The 20,388-nt window shown below is 56.3% G+C and carries 17 protein-coding genes; 6 read left to right on the top strand and 11 right to left on the bottom strand.

What is annotated here, in order from left to right:
* Positions 1-68: 68 nt before the first annotated feature.
* Positions 69-734: a fructose-6-phosphate aldolase gene (gene fsa / locus AC6HVW_RS13585; RefSeq protein WP_021806558.1), complete on the top strand. Its 666-nt coding sequence runs from the start codon at positions 69-71 to the stop codon at positions 732-734.
* Between the two features lie 89 nt (positions 735-823).
* Here fsa and AC6HVW_RS13580 read toward each other — a convergent pair whose 3' ends face one another.
* The 3 genes from AC6HVW_RS13580 to AC6HVW_RS13570 all read right to left on the bottom strand — a co-directional run bounded on the left by AC6HVW_RS13580 (position 824) and on the right by AC6HVW_RS13570 (position 7,532).
* Positions 824-2,890, bottom strand: coding sequence for a carbon starvation CstA family protein (locus AC6HVW_RS13580; protein ID WP_071683430.1), 2,067 nt, complete (start codon positions 2,888-2,890; stop codon positions 824-826).
* A gap of 241 nt (positions 2,891-3,131) precedes the next feature.
* A complete protein-coding gene (locus AC6HVW_RS13575; RefSeq protein ID WP_071683698.1) occupies positions 3,132-5,066 on the bottom strand; it encodes an exoribonuclease II in 1,935 nt (644 codons plus the stop codon).
* 159 nt (positions 5,067-5,225) lie between these two features.
* Positions 5,226-7,532, bottom strand: coding sequence for an FdhF/YdeP family oxidoreductase (locus tag AC6HVW_RS13570; protein WP_186486429.1), 2,307 nt, complete (start codon positions 7,530-7,532; stop codon positions 5,226-5,228).
* Between the two features lie 204 nt (positions 7,533-7,736).
* Here AC6HVW_RS13570 and AC6HVW_RS13565 point away from each other — a divergent pair, with 204 nt between their 5' ends.
* Positions 7,737-8,633, top strand: coding sequence for a LysR family transcriptional regulator (locus AC6HVW_RS13565; RefSeq protein WP_021182075.1), 897 nt, complete (start codon positions 7,737-7,739; stop codon positions 8,631-8,633).
* Here AC6HVW_RS13565 and AC6HVW_RS13560 read toward each other — a convergent pair.
* The 7 genes from AC6HVW_RS13560 to AC6HVW_RS13530 form a co-directional block, all read right to left on the bottom strand.
* Entirely contained in the window at positions 8,622-9,800 is a 1,179-nt protein-coding gene (locus AC6HVW_RS13560; protein ID WP_071683432.1) for a CMD domain-containing protein, read from the bottom strand. The two genes, AC6HVW_RS13565 and AC6HVW_RS13560, sit on opposite strands and share 12 nt — an antisense overlap.
* 533 nt (positions 9,801-10,333) lie before the next feature.
* Positions 10,334-11,146 (bottom strand): putrescine export ABC transporter ATP-binding protein SapF, encoded by an 813-nt coding sequence (gene sapF / locus AC6HVW_RS13555; protein ID WP_021182072.1) that lies wholly within the window; start codon positions 11,144-11,146, stop codon positions 10,334-10,336.
* A 1-nt stretch (position 11,147) separates the two neighbouring features.
* Positions 11,148-12,140: a putrescine export ABC transporter ATP-binding protein SapD gene (sapD, locus tag AC6HVW_RS13550; protein ID WP_021182071.1), complete on the bottom strand. Its 993-nt coding sequence runs from the start codon at positions 12,138-12,140 to the stop codon at positions 11,148-11,150.
* Entirely contained in the window at positions 12,140-13,030 is an 891-nt protein-coding gene (gene sapC / locus AC6HVW_RS13545; RefSeq protein ID WP_071683433.1) for a putrescine export ABC transporter permease SapC, read from the bottom strand. Before sapC ends, sapD begins: the two co-directional genes overlap by 1 nt.
* Entirely contained in the window at positions 13,017-13,982 is a 966-nt protein-coding gene (sapB, locus tag AC6HVW_RS13540) for a putrescine export ABC transporter permease SapB (RefSeq protein ID WP_071683434.1), read from the bottom strand. The genes sapC and sapB overlap by 14 nt, the downstream gene beginning before the upstream one ends.
* Positions 13,979-15,631 carry an ABC transporter substrate-binding protein SapA gene (sapA, locus tag AC6HVW_RS13535; protein WP_059200929.1) on the bottom strand — a complete coding sequence of 551 codons (1,653 nt, stop codon included), beginning with the start codon at positions 15,629-15,631 and terminating at the stop codon, positions 13,979-13,981. The genes sapB and sapA overlap by 4 nt, the downstream gene beginning before the upstream one ends.
* A 350-nt stretch (positions 15,632-15,981) precedes the next feature.
* Positions 15,982-16,758, bottom strand: coding sequence for an NAD(P)H-dependent oxidoreductase (locus AC6HVW_RS13530; RefSeq protein WP_071683435.1), 777 nt, complete (start codon positions 16,756-16,758; stop codon positions 15,982-15,984).
* A gap of 88 nt (positions 16,759-16,846) precedes the next feature.
* Between AC6HVW_RS13530 and AC6HVW_RS13525 the strand changes: the two genes are divergently transcribed.
* On the top strand, positions 16,847-17,740 hold the full coding sequence (locus AC6HVW_RS13525; protein WP_179247536.1) for a LysR family transcriptional regulator: 894 nt from the start codon (positions 16,847-16,849) through the stop codon (positions 17,738-17,740).
* Here the strand turns inward: AC6HVW_RS13525 and pspF are convergent.
* Positions 17,737-18,744 carry a phage shock protein operon transcriptional activator gene (gene pspF / locus AC6HVW_RS13520; RefSeq protein ID WP_071683437.1) on the bottom strand — a complete coding sequence of 336 codons (1,008 nt, stop codon included), beginning with the start codon at positions 18,742-18,744 and terminating at the stop codon, positions 17,737-17,739. The two genes, AC6HVW_RS13525 and pspF, sit on opposite strands and share 4 nt — an antisense overlap.
* Positions 18,745-18,928: 184 nt before the next feature.
* Here pspF and pspA point away from each other — a divergent pair, with 184 nt between their 5' ends.
* The 3 genes from pspA to pspC are packed head-to-tail and all read left to right on the top strand — an operon-like array spanning position 18,929 to position 20,317.
* Positions 18,929-19,594 (top strand): phage shock protein PspA, encoded by a 666-nt coding sequence (gene pspA, locus AC6HVW_RS13515; protein ID WP_021182065.1) that lies wholly within the window; start codon positions 18,929-18,931, stop codon positions 19,592-19,594.
* A gap of 58 nt (positions 19,595-19,652) precedes the next feature.
* Positions 19,653-19,880, top strand: a complete 228-nt coding sequence (gene pspB / locus AC6HVW_RS13510; RefSeq protein WP_021182064.1) for an envelope stress response membrane protein PspB — start codon at positions 19,653-19,655, stop codon at positions 19,878-19,880.
* The gene (gene pspC / locus AC6HVW_RS13505) at positions 19,880-20,317 is read left to right on the top strand and encodes an envelope stress response membrane protein PspC (protein ID WP_021182063.1); all 438 of its coding nucleotides are present in this window, start codon (positions 19,880-19,882) and stop codon (positions 20,315-20,317) included. Before pspB ends, pspC begins: the two co-directional genes overlap by 1 nt.
* The last annotated feature ends 71 nt before the right edge of the window (positions 20,318-20,388 follow it).

Genomic DNA, 20,388 nt, shown 5'->3' with positions numbered 1-20,388 from the left:
GATGGCGGCTTTTTTCGCTTATTATGTTCAGAGTTTGAATCTGCCCACAAAAGAATCAGGAGAAGGTTATGGAACTGTATCTCGATACCGCCGACGTCAGCGCAGTGAAACGTTTGGCGCGCGTCTTGCCGCTGCACGGCGTGACCACCAACCCCAGCATCGTTGCCAAAGAAGGAAAGCCGATCTGGGAGGTTCTGCCGGCCTTGCGTGATGCGTTAGGCGGTACCGGTAAGCTGTTTGCCCAGGTGATGGCTAACGACGCAGAACGTATGGTTGCCGAAGCCGTCCTGCTGAGTCAACGCGTGCCGGGCCTGGTAGTCAAGATCCCCACCACCGCAGAAGGGCTGGCGGCAATCAAGAAGCTGAAATCCATGTCGATCCCCACCTTGGGTACCGCCGTTTACGGCGCTGGTCAGGGGCTGCTGGCGGCGTTGGCCGGGGCAGAGTATGTGGCACCTTACGTTAACCGTCTGGACGCACAGGGTGGCGACGGCGTTGAAATGGTACACGAGTTGCAACAGCTGTTATCGCTGCATGCTCCGCACGCCAAGGTGCTGGCGGCCAGCTTTAAAACGCCACGTCAGGCGTTGGAGTGTCTGTTGGCAGGTTGCCAGTCGATCACTTTACCGGTGGATGTGGCAGAACAGTTTATTTCCACTCCTGCGGTTCAGGCGGCGGTAGAGAAGTTTGAACAGGATTGGCAGGGGGCTTTCGGCACGACGTTGATAAGCTAAAGTGCATTGAAAAGGGCGGCACCTGGCCGCCCTTGTAGGCATTCGATGAGACTGTTTCAACTGGCTCATCCCGTAGCCTGGCCGTTCAGTTAGACGCGCCCGGTTTCCTCTCGCAGTACAATAGTGCTTTCACGTACCGTAGGCGTTTTGGAACCCAACGCGCGGCGCACCACGAAGAAGGCCGAAACCAGCATCGTCACCGCAACCAGCATAAAGAAGGCGCACAACGCGGCGTTAATCTGATTGGCAAACACGATGGTCTGCATATCCGCAATGGATTTGGCCGGGGCGATAACCGTGTTCGATTCAATCCCGGCAGAGAATTTCTTCGCCTGCGCCAGGAAGCCGATGCTTGGTTTTTCATGGAAAATCTTTTGCCAGCCCGCCGTCATTGAGGTGATAAACAGCCAGATGGTCGGCAAAATGGTCACCCAGGCGTAACGCTGTTTCTTCATCTTGAACAGCACTACGGTGCCCAGGATCAGCGCCATTGAAGCCAGCATCTGGTTACCAATGCCGAACAGCGGCCACAGCGTATTGATCCCACCTAACGGATCCACGACGCCCTGATAAACAAAGAAGCCCCAACCGGCCACGGCCACGGTGGTACCGGCCAGGTTGCCGAGCCAGGAGCGGTTGTTCGCCAAGCGCGGAATGGCCACGCCAACCAGATCCTGCACCATAAAGCGACATGCGCGGGTGCCCGCATCCACCGCAGTGAGGATAAACAGGGCTTCAAACAGGATGGCAAAGTGATACCAGAAGGCCATCATCGCCCGGCTGTTAAACACCTCGCTGATGATATGAGCCATGCCAACGGCAAAGGTTGGCGCGCCACCGGCTCTGGACAGCACTGACTTCTCGCCCACATCATGGGCAATCTGCGTCAGCGTTTCCGGGGTGACCATAAAGCCCCAGCTGTTAATTGCCTGTGAAGCACTTTCCACCGTGGTGCCGATCAGCGCCGCCGGTGAGTTCATGGCAAAGTAGACGCCTGGGTCGATCACCGAAGCGCAAATCAGCGCCATGATGGCCACGAAGGACTCCATCAGCATGCCGCCGTAGCCAATAAAGCGGATATGGCTCTCACGCTCAACCAGCTTCGGCGTGGTGCCACTGGAGACCAGGGCGTGGAACCCGGAAATCGCGCCACAGGCAATGGTGATAAACAGGAACGGGAACAGTGAACCGGCAAACACCGGGCCGCTGCCATCGATAAAGCGTGACACCGCCGGCATTCTCATTTCCGGCATCGCGAACACAATGCCCACCGCCAGCCCCACGATCACACCGATTTTCAGGAAGGTAGAAAGATAGTCACGCGGAGCAAGCAACAACCACACCGGCAGCACCGATGCGACAAAACCATAAATCACCAGCACCCAGGTCAGGGTGGTGCCGTGCAGGGTAAAGAACGGCCCCCAGTATGGATGCATGGCGATGTTGCCACCGTAGATGATCGCCATCATCATCAGCACAAAGCCGATCAGCGAAACCTCGGCAATCTTGCCTGGGCGGATAAAGCGCATGTAAACGCCCATAAACAGCGCAATCGGGATGGTGGCAGCAATGGTGAACAGACCCCAAGGGCTGTCTGCCAGCGCCTTAACGACCACCAACGCCAGCGCCGAGAGGATGATGATCATTACCCCAAGTGCACCCAGCATGGTTACCACACCGGCAAAGGCACCTAACTCCTGCTTGGCCATTTCCCCCAGCGAGCGTCCGTCGCGGCGGGTGGAGATAAACAGGATCAGGAAATCTTGCACCGCCCCAGCCAACATCACCCCAACCAATATCCAGATGGTACCAGGCAGGAAGCCCATCTGCGCTGCCAGGATCGGCCCAACCAGCGGGCCAGCACCCGCAATCGCAGCAAAGTGGTGACCAAACAGCACCCATTTGTTGGTCGGTACATAGTCCAGGCCATCGTTATGGCGTTCCGCCGGCGTTAACCGACGGTCATCGAGTTCAAAGACGTTCTTGGCAATAAACCGGCTATAAAAGCGGTAGGCAATGCTGTAGCAGGCGACGGAAGCCACCACCAGCCAGACAGCGTTGACGTGTTCCCCACGGCTCAAGGCAAGCATGCCGAAAGCGAAGGCACCGACCAGCGCCACCGCGAGCCAGATTATGGCTGACTTGACGTTTTTCATGTTCCGCAACTCCTTGTTGTGCAGAGGTAGAAAGGTGATTTTTTTAGTTTGTGAGTCCGTCAAAACGTTAACGACTCATTAAACGTAGGAGGTTTGAACGCGGACGGTGGCTGGTCGGATCAGAAATGTGAACTCAGTTGGAGTTTGCTGAAAGAAGCGTGCCATACGGGGACAGAATAGGTTGTTGCAGGCATAAAAAAAGGCGATACCGAAGTATCGCCTTGATCGAACACGGATAACGTTAGGCCACCGGTCTGGCAATTACGCTGCGGGTTTCCATACGCACTTCGGCAATGTTCACCTGCAGACTATCGCTCTGGCGATAAACCACTTCGCCCTTCACCTGCACGGTGCCGGTCTCTTGGCTACACACCATCTCGTCGCGAACCGCGTGGATAAACGGGGCAGGGATAAAGGCCATCGCGCCGTTGTCCAACAGGCGTACGCGCAGGCCACCACGGGTTACGTCGATGATCTCGGCGTTGAAACGTTCATCGGTTCCGGCCTTATCCTTGAGGAAACGGGCATACAACCAGTCACCAACGTCGCGCTCTGCCATGCGGTTCAAACGGCGACGCTCGGCCAGTTGCACGGTGACGTCGTCCTGCGGTTTTTCCGCTGCCTGCTCGCTGATAATAGCTTTCAGCAGACGATGGTTGACCATATCGCCATACTTACGGATCGGAGAGGTCCAGGTGGCGTACGCTTCCAGCCCCAGACCGAAGTGCGGGCCAGGCGTGGTGCTGATCTCGGCAAAGGTCTGGAAGCGGCGGATGCGGCTGTCCAGGAACTGGGTTGGCTGCGAGTCGAGGTGACGGCGCAGTTCGCAGAATCCTTCTAGGGTCAGCAGCTTCTCGGCATCGGCTTCAACGCCGTTGGCCTGCAATACGGCGACCGCTTGCTCAACCAGGGCCGGATCAAAGCCGTTATGCACGTTATAGATGCCAAAGCCCAGACGATCGCGCAGCACCAGGGCGGCACAGACGTTGGCGGCGATCATGCACTCTTCAACAATACGGTTGGCGGTGCGGCGCTGTTCGGTCACGATGTCCAGCACTTCGCCTTTCTCGCCGAGGACAAAGCGATAGTCCGGGCGATCCTTGAATACCAGCGCATGCTGATGGCGCCAGGCGCTGCGTGCATCGCAAACCTGTTTAAGCAAGGTGATCTGCTGTGCGATGCTCTCGCTCGGTGGTTGCCAGCCTGCGACGCCATCCAGCCAGTCAGAAACCTCGTCATAAACCAGTTTGGCTTTGGACTCGATTTCGGCGGCAAAGAAATGGATATCGTTGCCCAGCGCACCGTCTGCGGCGATAGTCACGCGGCAAGCCAGCACCGAGCGGCGCTCATTCGGGCGCAGCGAGCACAGGTTGTCGGACAGATCGCGCGGCAACATCGGAATATTGAAGCCCGGCAGGTAGTTGGTGAACGCGCGCTTGCGGGCGATTTCATCCAGATTGCTGCCTTGCTCGACGTAGGCGGTAGGATCGGCAATGGCGATGGTCAACAGCAGCGAGCCGTCACCGTTGTCTTGCACGTGCAGCGCATCGTCCATATCTTCGGTGCTGGCGCTATCGATGGTGACGAAGTCCAGCGCGGTCAGGTCCTCACGGATCAGAGCGGTCTCTTGTTCGGAGATCGCGACCATGTCTGGCGCTTCTTTTTCAAGATTATGACGAGCCAGCGTGACCCACCACGGCGCGAAGTGATCTTCACCGTCGGTGATGAACTGAGTCAGATCGGCATTGAAAGTGCGATCGCCGTTCAGTGGATGACGGCGCATTTCTGCGACGGCCCAGTCACCGGCCTGGAAGTTATGGGTGACTTCACGCGCCGGACGGCATGGGATCGCGTCTTTCAGCAACGGATGATCGGGGATAATCGACAGACGATCGTCTTTTTTCTGCACCCGGCCAACAAAGCGCGACAGGAAAGGCTCAACCAGGGTTTCCGGTTCAGCGATTTCGCGCTCTTTTTCGGTATGCAGGGTGGCGACGATACGATCCCCATGCATGACTTTTTTCATGTACGGCGGCGGAATAAAGTAACTTTTCTGCCCGTCGACTTCTAAAAAGCCAAAACCTTTCTCAGTCCCTTTTACTACGCCTTCAACACGCGGGGTTTGAGAGTGAAGTTGCTGTTTAAGCTGCGCCAGCAGCGGGTTATCTTGAAACATATCGTCCAGTGAATGGGTTGTGAGTGGCAAGATTTGCGGCTGACAGTTTTACGCGAATCACTCCTTGCGGGCAAGCCAAACGTCACGCTTTTCCGACGAAGGCTCGCGATTATTAACGCAATACTGCTCCAGGGACGCGACATGCCACGTCCGTTCAAACTAAACGATACGCAACGTAGGGGCTTGAGCGCAGCGGCGGATGGCGACGGGAACCGATTTGGAGGTCGGCGTGCCGGTGCCATCACCAAAACTGGCCAGCGGCACCAGCGGGTTGGTTTCGGGATAGTAGGCTGCCAGATTACCGCGTGGGATATCGTAGCTAACCAGCTTGAAGCCGCTGACCTTTCTGGTTACGCCATCGTTCCACAAGGTTTCGATTTCCACCAATTCCCCATCCTGCAGACCAAGATCGGCTAAATCTTCGGGATGAATAAACAGCACTTCGCGCTGGCCGTAAACACCGCGATAGCGATCGTCCAGTCCATAGATGGTGGTGTTGTACTGATCGTGTGAACGCAGGGTTTGCAGCACGAACGGCGCTTTTTCTGCCCTGATTTGCGGGAACAACGTATCGGGTAGTGGAGCGGCACTGAACTCAGCTTTGCCGCTCTGAGTTGCAAAGCGCAATTCGGCAGCGGCGTTGCCCAGATAGAACCCTCCTGGTTGCTCACAACGTTGGTTAAAATCGTCAAAGCCGGGAATGGTGGCCTGGATATGCTGGCGGATCAGTGAATAATCGTCGGCCAGCTCCAGCCAGTCCAACTGTTGAGTGCCCAGCACTGCGTCGGCAATGCCGCAGACAATCGCGGTTTCAGAACGCTGGGTGTCTGCCAGCGGTTTGCCGATGCCTTCGGAGGCGTGCACCATGCTGAAGGAATCTTCCACCGTGATGTATTGCGGGCCGCTGGCCTGCATATCCAACTCGGTACGCCCCAGCGTCGGCAGGATCAGCGCATCTTTACCGGTGATCAGATGGCTGCGGTTCAGCTTGGTGCTGATATGCACCGTCAAATCACAACGGCGCAGGGCCTGGGCGGTACGCTCGGTATCCGGTGCCGCTGCTGCCAGGTTGCCCCCGAGCGCAATCAGCACCTTGACCTCACCACGCAGCATCGCTTCAATGGCTTCGACCGTATTGTGGCCGATCTCGCGGCGGGGGCTAAAGCCAAAGTGCTGCTCCAGGCTATCCAGCAGCGCCTTGGGCGCTTTCTCATCGATGCCCATGGTGCGGTTGCCTTGCACGTTGCTGTGGCCGCGTACCGGGCATAGGCCCGCGCCTGGCTTGCCCAATTGACCGAACAGCAACTGCAGGTTGGTGATCTCGCGCACCGTCGGTACTGAGTGCTTATGCTGCGTGACGCCCATCGCCCAGGTGCAGATAACACGCTCTGCGCCTTGGTAAATCGCCGCTGCATGGCGCAGTTGGGTTTCACTCAATCCGGATTGCGTGGTGATCTGTTGCCATGAGGTGGCATCCACCTGAGCCAGATAATCTTCGATACCCGCACAATGCCGATCGATAAACGGCTGATCGAACAGCCCTGGCTCATTGGCGGCTATCCGCTGGCGGTGGGTTTCCAGTAGCGCTTTCACCATACCGCGCACCGCCGCCATATCGCCACCCAGGTTGGGCTGGAAGTAGGCCGAACTGATGGGGGAGGACTTGGGCGTCAGCATCTGGAGCGGGTTTTGCGGATCGGCAAACCTTTCCAGCCCGCGCTCGCGCAGGGTATTGAAACTGACGATGCGCGCGCCGCGGCTGGCTGCGTGTTTCAGGCTGTGCAGCATGCGTGGATGGTTGGTGCCGGGGTTCTGGCCAAACACAAAAATCGCGTCGGCCTGCTCGAAGTCATCCATACGGATGGTGCCTTTGCCGACGCCGATGCTCTGCTTGAGGCCAACGCCGCTGGCTTCGTGGCACATATTGGAACAGTCCGGGAAGTTGCTGGTGCCCAGCATCCGGCCAAACAGCTGATAAAGGTAGGAGGCTTCATTGCTGGCACGGCCTGAGGTGTACAGCTCAATCTGGTTGGGATTGTCCATTGCCTGGATATGGCTGGCGATAAGTTTGAAGGCATCCGGCCAGGTGATGGGCTGATAGCGATCGGTCTTGACGTTGTAGCGCATTGGGTGCGTCAACCGGCCTTGATACTCCAGGAAGTAGTCGCTCTGCTCGCGTAGAGTGCTGACGCTGTGGGTTGCAAAGAATGCTGGTTCTACCGCATTGCGTGTCGCTTCCCAACTGACCGCCTTGGCCCCGTTCTCGCAGAAGCTGAAGGTGCTGTGGTTGTCATCGCCCCAGGCACAGCCGGGGCAGTCAAAACCGCGCGCTTTGTTAACGCGCATCAGGTTGCGCAGATTTTTCAGCGCCTGTTTGCTGTCGAACACATAGCGGGTGGTGGCTTCCAATGAGCCCCAGCCGCCCGCCGCGCCGCGATAAGGCTTGATTGACGGTTTAAATTTCATGATTTTCTTCGCAGGTGATTAATGTAGCTAAAAGGTAAATGCCTTTTTAAGCATTTTGAGTATTTATGTGGCAAGTCTAGGGGCGTGAGGGCTTGGCGTCTAATCGAATAGAGCAATGATGGGATAGACGACACTTATCGCCGCTGCCAGCAAGGCCGTAGCAAATGATATACTTCACGCAGAAATCATTTTCCGGGCCAATACATGGATATTAAGCAACTGATCTACCTGTGCAATCTTGAGCGGGAACGCCACTTCGGCCGCGCCGCAGAGGCCAGCTTTGTCAGCCAGCCGACCTTATCCATGCGGCTGAAAAACCTGGAAAAAGAGCTGGGTGTCTCGTTGATCAACCGTGGCAACAACTTTGAGGGCTTCACCGCCGAAGGTGAGCGGGTGCTGGCTTGGGCGCGGGAAATTGTTTCCGTTTATCAGGGGCTGAAGCTGGAAGTAGAGTCGCTGAAACACGGGTTGAACGGCACGTTGCGCATCGGCACCGTGCCGCAGTGCAGCATTTCGCTAGCGCAGATGTTAAAGGCGGTCAGCGAGCGTTACCCGCAGTTGGACTATCGCGTAGCGGTACTGAGCGCCGATCAACTGTTGGAAGCGCTGACTGCGCACACGGTGGATATCGGCATCGGTTTCTTTGAGCTACCCACGCTCAAGGAACTGCATTTCCAGTCTCAATCTTTGGCCGACAGCGGCATTGACCTGGTGTTTCATCCGCAGCATTTCCCCGAGCTGGTGGGGGAAAGTCCACTAACGCTGGCAACCGTGGCCGAGCTGCCATTATGTCTGGCTGAACCGACGCGTTACTTCCGTCGTTACCTGGATCAGCAGTTTCGTGATGAGGGCTTAACGTTGCATACCCGGATGGAAACCACCTCGATCTTCCAACTGCTACAGGGGATTTTTGTCGGTTTGGGATGCGGGTTATTCCCCAGCGGAAATTTGCAGATGGAAATGATGCCGCAGCTGCAACGGCGCAGCGTTGCCATTGCACCGATGTCACGTCATGCCGCCTTGGTGATCGCCGAGCCAGCAAGGGCCACGCCGCTGGCACAGCACTTTTTTGATGCGGCTCAGGCGTGGTTATTGCGCTAGCTCGACTTCTACTGCATCGCCAAGACTGTAACGCATCCGGTTTTCCCAGGCGTACAGCGCGCCGGTTAAAATTACGTCCAATGCCTGCGACCGATCCAGCCCGCTGCTTAACAGCGGCTGCACGCTTTGCGCCGTGAATTTCTCAGGTGTTCGCGCCAGTTCGGCCGTTACGCCTATCACGGCAGCGGCCACCGGATCGTTGGCCACCTCAAGCGCGTTATCAATCCCAGCCACTAATGCCAGTGCCAACTCCCGATCGGCAATGTTATGGGCTAGCGTGCCGGCACAGTAATGGCTGCCATTAATGCGTGATGTCACCAGAGCAACCAAAGCCTTCAGGCGTGCAGATAGTCCGTTAACTGGGTGATTAATACTGTTAAATACCGCATTGCGCTCATGTAGGGCAGGCGCGTCGTGAGCCAACAGCAGGTAATAAGACTCGCTGCGGGCGTCCGGGTGGCTTTGGTCCAGAATGTCGAGCTGCCGAGCCTGGGCCTGCTCGACAACGATCTCCGGCAGGCGAGCTTGCCATGACCGTTCCGTACAGGAAAATCCTGCCGGAGCGGCATCTTCGATTTGGGGAAAACCGGGTAACACCACGGCGGGTCTGCCTGCAAGTGCTGCAATACCGGCGACCACCCGTGCCTGATAGCTAACGAAACCGATGATTTGTGAAAAGGTCACAATATCTTGCGAGCTCAGGCCAACTTCGCCGAGCTGTTGTAACGCCTTGGAGCAAATCAGGGTAGGTTGGCTGGCGAGTTGACGGGCGTATTGGGTGATTTGTGCCAGGCGGACATTGCTTTCCCGCGTAGCATCTGGGCTGTCCAGAGGGGCGAGGCGAGCGGCGTAATGGCTACAAAGCGATTGTACGCCGGTGACCTGCGCCACCGTCAGGGCCGTCGACAGACGATCGTAAGGTGACAATGTCACTTCTCGCGAAGCGATAACTTGCTCGGGGAACAGCACTGAATAGCAGGCCGAAGACGCAGTAAAAACGTCAATGCGATGGCTGAGGGCGGCGTTCAATCCCTCGTCGGTAAACGTACCCAGGCCTAACAAAAAACGCTCCCGCAAGCTTGCGGCGGCAGGCTCGAGTGGCGAACTGTCGCCTGAACTACGCTGGGTTTCGTGGTACCACTGGAAAGGGGTTAGGCGATGGTCCATCGGATAAAATCCTTCTTCAATACAACAAGCCACCGCTGCGGTTGGCAACGGTGGCAGGGTAAAAAACCACGGAGCAGGCGTCAGTCATGGCTGCATAGACCATGACCATAAATAGCGAAGCCGGCGGCGAAGATGAGCATCAGTTGTGAGAGGCGTTGGTGGCGAGCATTGTTCATCAGCGCGATATCCTGTTGTTTGCATGGCTCAACGTAGCGGATATCCTCACCGATTCGTTTGGCGAGATAAAATAATGTTAAGTGCTAATTAATAACGTAAAGGAATAAAATAGTTAGCGGTCGGATCGATGAGTAGCAAGATGGCATCCCCAAGGCTCCAACTACCGCAGCATACAACATGGCTGGTAATTAAACGTTTACTGAGATGATGTAACCTTGCTCAAGATTTGCACCATGGCACGGCATAACTACGCCGTGCCATGGTTGTAATGGCGCTAGATTAGCGCCAGTTATGGGGAATTATCACGGATTTTGGCAACTAATTGCGGCACAGTAAGATATCGAGTGTTAGCGGAATTAAAACCTGCCGCCGTCACGTCGCCAGGCATCGGCAGTGAGCGCTTCGCCAAAGTGGCTGGCAATCAGCCGCTTGGTGAGGTCGTGCAGCGGTGCGGCCAGCACTTCGGCGGTGCTGCCACGCTCCACGATTTCCCCTTCATGCATCACCATCACCTGGTCGCTGATATGCTTCATCATCCCCAGATGCTGCGTCACATAAATATAGGCGATACCGTGCTTTTCCTGGAGCTCCAGCATCAGGTTGATGATCTGCGAACGCATCGACATATCCAGTGAGGCCAGCGCCTCGTCGGCAACAATCACCTTGGGTTGCAGGATCAACGCTCGTGCCAGAGCCACGCGCTGTTTCTGCCCGGAGGCGAGCATGTGCGGATAATAATAAGCATGGTCCGGCAGCATCCCCACCTGGCGCAGGGTCTGGTTGATCCGCACCTCGCGTTCTGCGGCTTCCAGATCGGTGTTCAAACGTAGCGGAGCATCAAGCAACTGACCGATGCGCTGGCGTGGATTGAGCGAAGTGCTCGGATCCTGGAAAATCATACGAATGCGCTGGCTGCGGTAGCGATAATCGCCATAGGCCAACGCATGGTCGTCGATCAGCACTTCACCCGAAGAGGGTTCCACCATGCCGGAAAGCATCTTCGCCAGAGTTGACTTACCCGAGCCGTTCTCACCGATGATCGCCAGCGTCTGGCCTTCACGCAGGGTAAAACTGACTGACTTGACCGCTTCCACATGCTGGCGGCGGAACAGCCCGGTACGATAGCGGTAGGTTTTGGTCAGGTTGCGCACTTCCAACAGCGTTTCCATGTTATTGCTCCTCCATGTTCAGCGGGAAGTGGCAGGCGAACAGGTGATTCTTCACCGGGCGCAGGCGTGGGGTTTCAATACATTGCTTTTGCGCATACGGGCAGCGTGGCCCCAGGCGGCAACCGATCGGCAGATGCTCCAATGAGGGGATCGCTCCCGGTAGCGTATTCAGGCGGCTCTTATGCGGCAGTGAACGACCAAAGTCCGGCATGGCGCGGATCAGCGCCTGGGTATAAGGATGATGAGGGGCGGCAAGCAGATCTTCACACAGTGCACTCTCCACCGTCTGGCCACAGTACAGCACGTTAACCCTGTCGGCCCATTTGCTCATCATCTGCAAATCGTGGCTGATCAGCAGGATGGTGGTGTTATTGTTTTGGTTCAGGCGCGCCAGCAGGCGGAAGATCTGCGCCTGCGTGGTGGGTTCCATGGCGTTGGTTGGCTCATCGGCAATCAACAATCTTGGCTGATTGGCCAACGCAATGGCGATCATCACTTTCTGGCATTCCCCTTCGGTGAGCTCGTAAGGGAAGCTGCCCATGATATCTAGGTGATCCTTGATACCGACGCGGTGCAACAGCTCGATCGCCCGCCGTTTGCGCCAGTTAAAGCGCTGCCACCAACGGCCCTTGTAGGTCCAGCCGGGAATGGCCTGGGCCAACTGGCGGCCAATGCTCTCGGAAGGATCAAGACAGGATTGCGGCTCCTGGAAGATCATCGAAACGTTGTGGCCCACCAGTTTGCGCCGTTCGCGCGGGCTGAGCTGCAACAGATCGATGTCGTCAAAGCGGAAGCGGTCGGCGGTAACACGCCAGTTATCTTTGGTCACGCCGCAGATGGCTTTGGCAATCAGGCTTTTTCCTGAGCCGGATTCGCCTACCAGGCCGCGCACTTCACCTTCGGTCAGCGTCATGCTGACGCGATCGACGGCCTTCACCGGCCCTTCGGCGGTCATAAATTCAATCGTCAGATTGCGGATATCGAGTAACGGCATTATTCCACTCCCGCATTGATCGCGCGGCGTATTCCGTCGCCCAACAGGTTAACCAGCAATACGCTGATCAGAATAGCCGCACCGGGCAGCATCACGGTCCAAGGTGCCACATAGACCAACTCCAACGAGTCGCCCAACATGGCTCCCCATTCCGGGGAAGGCAACTGCGCCCCCAGATCGAGGAAGCCCAACGCCGCGATGTCGAGAATGGCCATCGACAACGCGCGGGTGAATTCGGTGATCAGTACGGCGGCAATGTTCGGCACCACGGCGTACCACAGGATCTGCATCGTCGAAGCGCCATCCAGACGGGCGGCTACCACGTACTCTTTTTCCAGCTCATCGTGCACTGCGCTGTAGATGGTACGCACCATCCGTGGCAACAGTGCGAGCCAAACGGCAAGCATGGCGTGCTCCAGCTTCGGCCCGAGGAAGGCCACCACGATAATCGCCAGCAGCAGTGAAGGGATGGAGAGCAGGGTATCGAGAATATGGTTGAGCATCGCAGACAGCAGGCCACGGGTGACCCCCGCAAACACGCCCAGGATCACGCCACAGACGGCGGCGGCAATGGTCACAATCAGTGCCGAACCATAGGTGGCGGCGGCGCCGGTCAGCAAGCGACTGAGGATATCGCGGCCCAGATCGTCGGTGCCCAGGAAGAATGACACGTTACCGTAGCGTGACCAGGACGGCGGTAGCAACTGATATCCCAGGAATTGCTGATCGAGGGCATAAGGTGCCAGCAGGTTGCCGAACAGGGAGAGAAACAGCAGGCCGAGCACCCCATAAAAACCAATCATCGCCAAAGTGTCGCCGTAGAAAATCCGCCAGGTATAGAGCAGCGGACTAGGCATTTTCTTTTCGCGGTATACGTTATCGAAGGGCATACCATTCCTTATGTTTCAGCGGGTTGGTCGCCGCGCCCAGAATGTCGGCCAGCACGTTAATGGTGATCACCAGCGTGCCGATCACCATCACGCCTGCGGAAATGGCCGCGTAGTCCTGTTGGCGGATGGCGTTAATCAGCCAGCGCCCCAGCCCTGGCCAACTGAACACCACCTCGGTGATCATGGCCAGCGTGAGCATGGTAGAAAATTGCAGACCGAGCTTTGGGATGATCGGCGGTAACGCGTTGTGCAACACGTGACGGCGGATAATCGTAAAGCGTGACAGGCCACGGGTTGCGGCAGCCTTGATGTAGTTCTGGTTGAGGACATCGTCGGTGCTGATGCGCATCAAGCGGATCACCTCGGTGATGGGGGCCACCGCCAGAGCGGCAATCGGCAGCACCATATGGCGCAGTGCACTGGCAATCATCTCATTGCGATAAGGCGAGTCAGACAGCCAGGCGTCAACCAGCGCCAGACCGGTGACCTGCTTGACCTGATACAGCAGATCGAAACGGCCCGACACCGGCAGCCAGCCAAGATGCAGTGAAAAATAGAGCATCAGCAGCAGCGCCAGCCAGAACACCGGAATGGAAAAGCCCAGTAGGGCAAAGGTACTGATGGCGGTATCCTGCCATTTGCCGCGCATCACACCGGCAATAATGCCCAGTGGAATGCCGATAAACAGGGCCAGCGTGAAGGCTAAAATGCACAGTTCCATGGTGGCCGGGAACACTTCTCGCAGCTGTTCGCTGATCGCCTGGCCATTGATGCTGGAAACGCCAAAGTCCCAGTGTAGCAGGCTGGTGAAATAGAACTGGTAGGCATCCAGCAAGGCGGCACCGTTTAGCGGTGCGCGCGGGGTAAAGTAGCTCAGGCTAAAGCTGACCAGCGTCAGGAAGAATAGCGTGATCAGCAGCAACAGGATGCGGCGTAAGGTAAAGATAATCACTTTTTCGCAGCCTCCGCCGGTTCACGGTATACCCCGGCAAATGATGAGTTGCCGAACGGGCTCAACACCAGTCCTTTAATATCATAACGGTAGGCCTGCAAACGCAAAGAGGAGGCCAGCGGCAATACCGGCAACTGCTGTTCGAGGATCTTCTGTGCCTGCTGATAATGCTCGATACGCTGTGATAACTGCTGTGACAACAAGGCGTCCTGCAACTGTTCATCAAAAGCGGGATCACACCAGTGAGCATAGTTGGTTTGCGAACGGATTGCCGCACAGCTCAGCAGCGGACGGAAGAAGCTGTCCGGATCGTTACTGTCGGTTGACCAACCGGTGAGCGTCAGATCGTGATTCATTTCCATCAGCCGGGCTTCCTGGAAGCGGCCTTCTACCGGCACGATGGTGACATTAATGCCGACCTGAGCCAAATCCGCCTGTAGCAGTTCCGCCGTTTTCAACGGGCTGGGGTTATAGGATTGCGATGCGGTAGGCACCCAGAGCTTCAGATCCAATGGCCCCACACCGGCTTCACGCAGCATTTCTCGTGCCTTGGCCGGATCGTATTCGGTGACGTGGGCATCATTATCATAGGCCCAGGAGGCGCGTGGCAGGATCGAGGCGGCGGTCTCTGCCGTGCCGTAATAGATCGATTGCATCAGGCGCTGGTTATTAATGGCTAACGCAATGGCCTGGCGCACCTTCAGGTTATCCAGCGGTGGCTTGCGGGTGTTGAAGGCTAGATAGGCGATGTTCATCCCAGGGCGCAGCGTCAGGCGTAAACGCGGATCGTCGCGCAGGATCGATAGCTGGCTGGCGGCGGGGTAGGCCAACACATCGCACTCGCCGGTCAGCAATTTGGACAGGCGGCCCGTACCTCCGGCGCCCATATCGATCACCACCTGCGGCATGCGCGGTTTCCCTTTCCAGTAAACGTCATTACGTGCCAGACGAATATATTGCCCGGAACGGTATTCGTTCAACAAGAATGGGCCGGTGCCGACCGGTTCACGATCGATCATTTCCTGGGTGCCATCCAGCGTCAGGTTGTCGGCATATTCTGCCGATAGCACCGGTGCATAATGGGTCGCCAGATGCCACAGGAAGGACGCATCCGGTGCCTGCAAGCGGAACTCGACGGTGTATGGGTCCAGCTTTTTCACGCTTTGCACGGAGTCGGCAAACTGCAAACTGTCGAAGTATGGGTATTCACCGCCGTTGACATTGTGGAACGGATGCTTCTGATCAAACACCCGCTGAAAACTGAATACCACATCGTCGGCGTTCATTTTGCGCGTGGGCTGGAACCAGGCGGTGGTCTGGAAAGGCACATCCCGGCGCAGGTGGAAGCGGTAGGTGGCGCCGTTGTCCAGCACTTCCCAACTTTCCGCCAGTTCCGGGATCAGGCGGTAAGTGTAAGGGTCGACGTCCAGCAACCGATCGTAAAGCTGGGCGGCTAGGGTATCGACCGTCAGACCGCTGCTGGCCATCTGCGGATTGAAGGTGTTCAGAATGCCGCTGACGCAATAGACAAAGCCGCTCTGGCGGATGTCTGCTGGCGGTGGTGCTGCGCTGGGCACAGCCGGTGTCGCGGCCAGGGCAGACGTTGCCAGGCAGCCGAGCGACATTATCCAAAGAGGTAAACCACGCATAGACGCTTCATGGGTTATTAAGCAATAACGTTAGTGTATCGCACTCTGACCAACAGCCCAATTCCTTGAGCAAAATGGCTGAAATTTCGGCGGTTTGATTAAGCTTGCCGCTGTTTTCTGGCGTGTCGGCCTCCGCCCGAAATCCGTGCTGGTGGATAATGACCCAAGCTTAGTGTGGTAATGAGAAAAATTCTCAACAAAGTGCTTTACAGATGATACTGAGAACCATTATCATCATTTGGCAGTTCACGGAAGGCCACACCTTGTGGCCCTTTGTGGAAGGCACGACATTGCTCACATTGCTTCCAGTGTTTACTTAGCCAGCTCGGGTGCTGGCTTTTTTTTTGCCTCTATTTCAGGTGAACGGCAAAACCGGAGCGGCCAGGGGCAATGTCTTCTCGCAGCGTTAACTGTGGGATCGCATAATCGCCAAAGTTTTGCTTACGGAATGGCAAAGGCTCGGTACTGGCCAGCGTGTCCAGTCGTTCCCCCAGTGCCGCACAAAGCTCAGGAAATTTCGCCTCGTCGAAGCGATCGGTACGGTACGCCACAAACGGTGGCAGCACGTCAAAGCCGGGGTAATACAGAATGCCATGGTGAATCGGGAACAGAATATCCGCTATCGGGCCGTTGATACCGCGTGGGCTGTAATGAGACTCCCAACCGCCCGCAGTGACCAGCAGCATAGCCCGTTTCCCTGCCAGCGTACCTTCGCCATAACGATCTCCCCAATGCGTATCGGAATGCTCGCCAACGCCGTACGCGAAGCTATAGGCATACACGCGTTCTACCCAACCCTTGAGGATGGCTGGCATGGAGAACCACCACAGCGGAAACTGGAGGATCACGGTATCCGCCCAGAGTAACTTCTCCTGTTCTAGCACAATATCTGCGCTTTGCGTTCCTTGCTCCAGAGCGATCCGGGAATCCATCGCCGGATTAAACCGGGCAGCGCTATCCCGATCCGTACGGTCTTCACCATCCAAAGAAGCTTTCCATTTCATGGCGTACAGATCGGAAACCTGTACCTGATGCCCAGCGTCCTGCAGATGTTTGACCGCAAAGTTTTTTAGTGAGCCATTAAGCGATTGAGCTTCCGGGTGAGCGTAGACCAGCAGAATATTCATTATTAAGTTCCATTGCTGTAAAGAGAGCAACAGAGTAGGTTAGCGCCAGGTATAGTTAAAATTGATTTAGATGATGACAGGTATTTGCATGAGTAATTTCGGCAGACTGGATCTCAATCTATTGGTGACGTTGGATGTGTTGCTGATGGAATTGAATGTTACGCGCGCGGCGCAGCGGTTGTCGCTGTCGCAACCTTCGGTAAGTGCTCATCTGGCCAAACTGAGAGCGTTTTTCGACGATCCGCTGCTGCTACCTGGCCCAAGAGGAATGCGGCCAACGGCCAGAGCGGAGGCATTACGTGAACCTTTGCGGCAAGCGTTGGAAGTGCTCGAACACACCGTTTCACCCATCAGCCCTTTTGAGGCGGCCAGCGCGAATATCACCTGGCGCGTTGCCGCATCCGATTATGGCGAATCCACGGTGCTGTTACCCACATTGGCACGGCTTCGTCAGGCTGCCCCCAACAGCCGATTGGCGGTGTTAGAACTGGCACCGACCAGGATTGCCCGGCAGGCGGAGTTGGGGGAGATCGATCTGGCCTTTCACACTCCGGACAGTGCACCGGCGGGGATGCGTCAACGCGTGTTATTCAAGGAGAAGTATGTGTTGGTGGGCCGCTTCGGTCATCCTGCGTTGATGGCTCGCCCCACGCTGGCGCAATTTAGCCAACTGGAGCACGTAGTGGTTTCGCCAAACGGCGGGGGATTTAGCGGCATCACGGATCACACGCTGGATCAGGTTGGGCTTTCGCGCCGGGTGGTGCTTTCCGTCCCGCATTTTCTGTTTGTGAAATCGGTGATCGCCAAGACGGATCTGGTGGCGATGCTGCCCGAACGCCTGGTACGCGACAGCCCTGAAGTACAGATTGCCGAGCCACCAGTGGAGATCCCAGGCTATGAGCTGGCAATGCTATGGGATGAGCGTTCGCATCGCGATCCCGCCCATCAATGGTTACGCGAATTGATCGCCCAGTCGGTTTAACGTCCCTCAGGGTCGCTACCTTGCAGCAGCGCATGCTTTTTCAACATGCCGCGTAGCTGATGATAGGTCAGCCCCAGTAAATCGGCGGCTTTGCGCTGATTGAAACGGCCCTGTTTCAATGCCATTTCCAGCAGGGTTTTCTCTTGTTGATGCTGCCAGCTTTTAAAATCCAGCGGCAATGCAGGTAACTCACTGGTTGGCGCGGTTGCCTCATCATCAAGCGGCGCTGAACGCTTGGCAAAGGGGTTAATGATGATCTCATCCAGTTCATCCTGGCCTGAACCATGGCGGTAAACGGAGCGCTCAACCACGTTTTTCAGCTCACGCACGTTACCCGGCCAGGAGTAGCCGAGCAGCGTCGCCCGCGCATGTTCACTAAAGCCGGGGAACAACGGCAGTGACAGCTCGCGGCACATCTGAATGGCGAAATGCTCGGCCAACAGCATGATGTCTTGCTGGCGTTGGCGCAGCGGCGGCAGTTGCACCACGTCGAACGCCAGGCGGTCCAGCAGATCGGCACGGAATTTACCGGCGGCGGCCAGCGCGGGCAAATCGTCATTGGTGGCGCACACTAGCCGAACATCCACCCGCAGCGGTTGGCTGCCACCCACGCGTTCCAGATGGCCATATTCAATCACCCGCAGCAGCTTTTCTTGCACCAGCATTGGCGCGGTTGCCAACTCATCCAGAAACAGGGTGCCGCCATCGGCACGTTCAAAACGGCCAAGATGACGTTTTTGTGCGCCGGTAAACGCGCCAGCCTCATGGCCAAACAGCTCCGAGTCGAGCAAGTTTTCATTCAACGCCGCACAGTTGAGGGAGATAAACGGCCCTTGCCAACGATTGGAAAGATAGTGTAACCGGTGGGCGATCAGCTCTTTACCGGTGCCGCGTTCACCGATCACCAGCACCGGTTTGTTGAGCTTGGCCAACTGTGAAACTTGCTCCAGCACCTCGACAAAGGCGTTGGCCTCGCCCAACAGGTTCTCTAACGGTTCGCTCATGATGAAATTCGCCAATGTTTGGTGAAAACACTCACTCTACAGCAAGCGTGGCGAGAGTCAAAAACAAATAATCTTTGCATTTCAATGAAATAAAAGTTGGCACGCTTCTTGATTAACTCTTTGGGCAAGTTGTATAACTTAACTCGGCGCTTCAGACGCCTTCAGAACCAAGAGGAAGTAAATTATGGGTATCTTTTCTCGTTTTGCCGACATCGTGAACGCCAACATCAATACTCTGCTCGATAAAGCAGAAGACCCGCAAAAGCTGGTGCGTTTGATGATCCAGGAAATGGAAGACACGCTGGTTGAAGTGCGCTCCACCTCAGCGCGTGCCCTGGCGGAGAAAAAACAGCTGCTGCGCCGCATTGAGCAGGGTGAAAACCAGATCAATGACTGGCAGGACAAAGCCGAACTGGCGCTGCGTAAAGATAAAGAAGATCTGGCCCGTGCGGCGCTGATCGAAAAACAGAAAGTGGCCGACCTACTAGCTACACTGAGCCAGGAAGTGGCTACCGTAGAAGAGACGCTGGCCCGCATGAAGAGTGAAATTGGCGAGCTGGAAAACAAGCTGACCGAAACCCGCGCGCGCCAGCAGGCATTAACGCTGCGCCATCAGGCGGCTTCTTCTTCACGAGATGTACGTCGCCAGTTGGACAGCGGTAAACTGGATGAGGCGATGGCGCGTTTTGAACAGTTTGAGCGCCGTATCGACCATATGGAAGCCGAAGCGGAAAGCGTCAGCATTGGCAAAAAGAAAAGCCTGCATCAGGAGTTTGCCGAACTGCAGGCGGATGATGCCATCAGTGAGCAACTGGCGGCAATGAAAGCCAAGATGAACCGCCCGGAATAATGCTTAAGCGGCCACCCAGCGTGGCCGCCACACTACGGCCAAATAAGAAGGAATTGAGATGAGTGCTCTATTACTTGCCATCCCGTTGACAATCTTTGTGTTGTTTGTCGCACCGATTTGGCTTTGGTTGCATTACAGCAACCGGCAACAGAGCGGCGTTCAACTGAGTCATCAGGAGATGCAACGTCTGACGCAGCTGGCGGAGCAGGCCTCACGCATGCGCGATCGTATTCAGGCGTTGGAAGACATTCTTGATGCGGAACACCCGAATTGGAGGCAGTCGTAATGCGTAGAGACCAGGACAGAGGAAAGTTTGGCGATCGTCGCGATCGTTCTTACTACAACGACGACAGCGGTTCATACAAGGGCAACACGTTAGGCAGTAAAAAACTGTACCGTGTGCCTGAAGAAGGCATGCTGAAGGGCGTTTGCGCTGGCCTTGCTCACTATTTTGACGTGCCCGTGCGTTTGATCCGGGTGATTGCCGTGCTGTCGCTGTTCTTCGGGCTGTTTTTCATTACGGTGGTCGCCTATATCGCCTTGGTCTTCGTGCTTGAGGAGGCTCCAGCCAGCCGTTATCAGGATGAACATCAGGCTACACCGCGCCAGTTGCTTGATAAGCTGGAATACGAATTGAGTAGTGGGGAGCAGCAGTTGCGCAAGGTCGAACGCTACGTCACGTCTGACACCTTTGGCGTGCAGAGCCGCTTTCGCCAACTGTAACCACTCTTAACGATGCACGGGCCTGCGTACGCCGCAGGTCAGTCATTGCACCGACTTTTTCCCCAACATTT

It is taken from the genome of Serratia sp. NCCP-200, assembly GCF_059697885.1.
The sequence above is the reverse complement of the archived record's forward strand: the minus strand, read 5'-3'. Positions and strand labels throughout refer to the sequence as shown.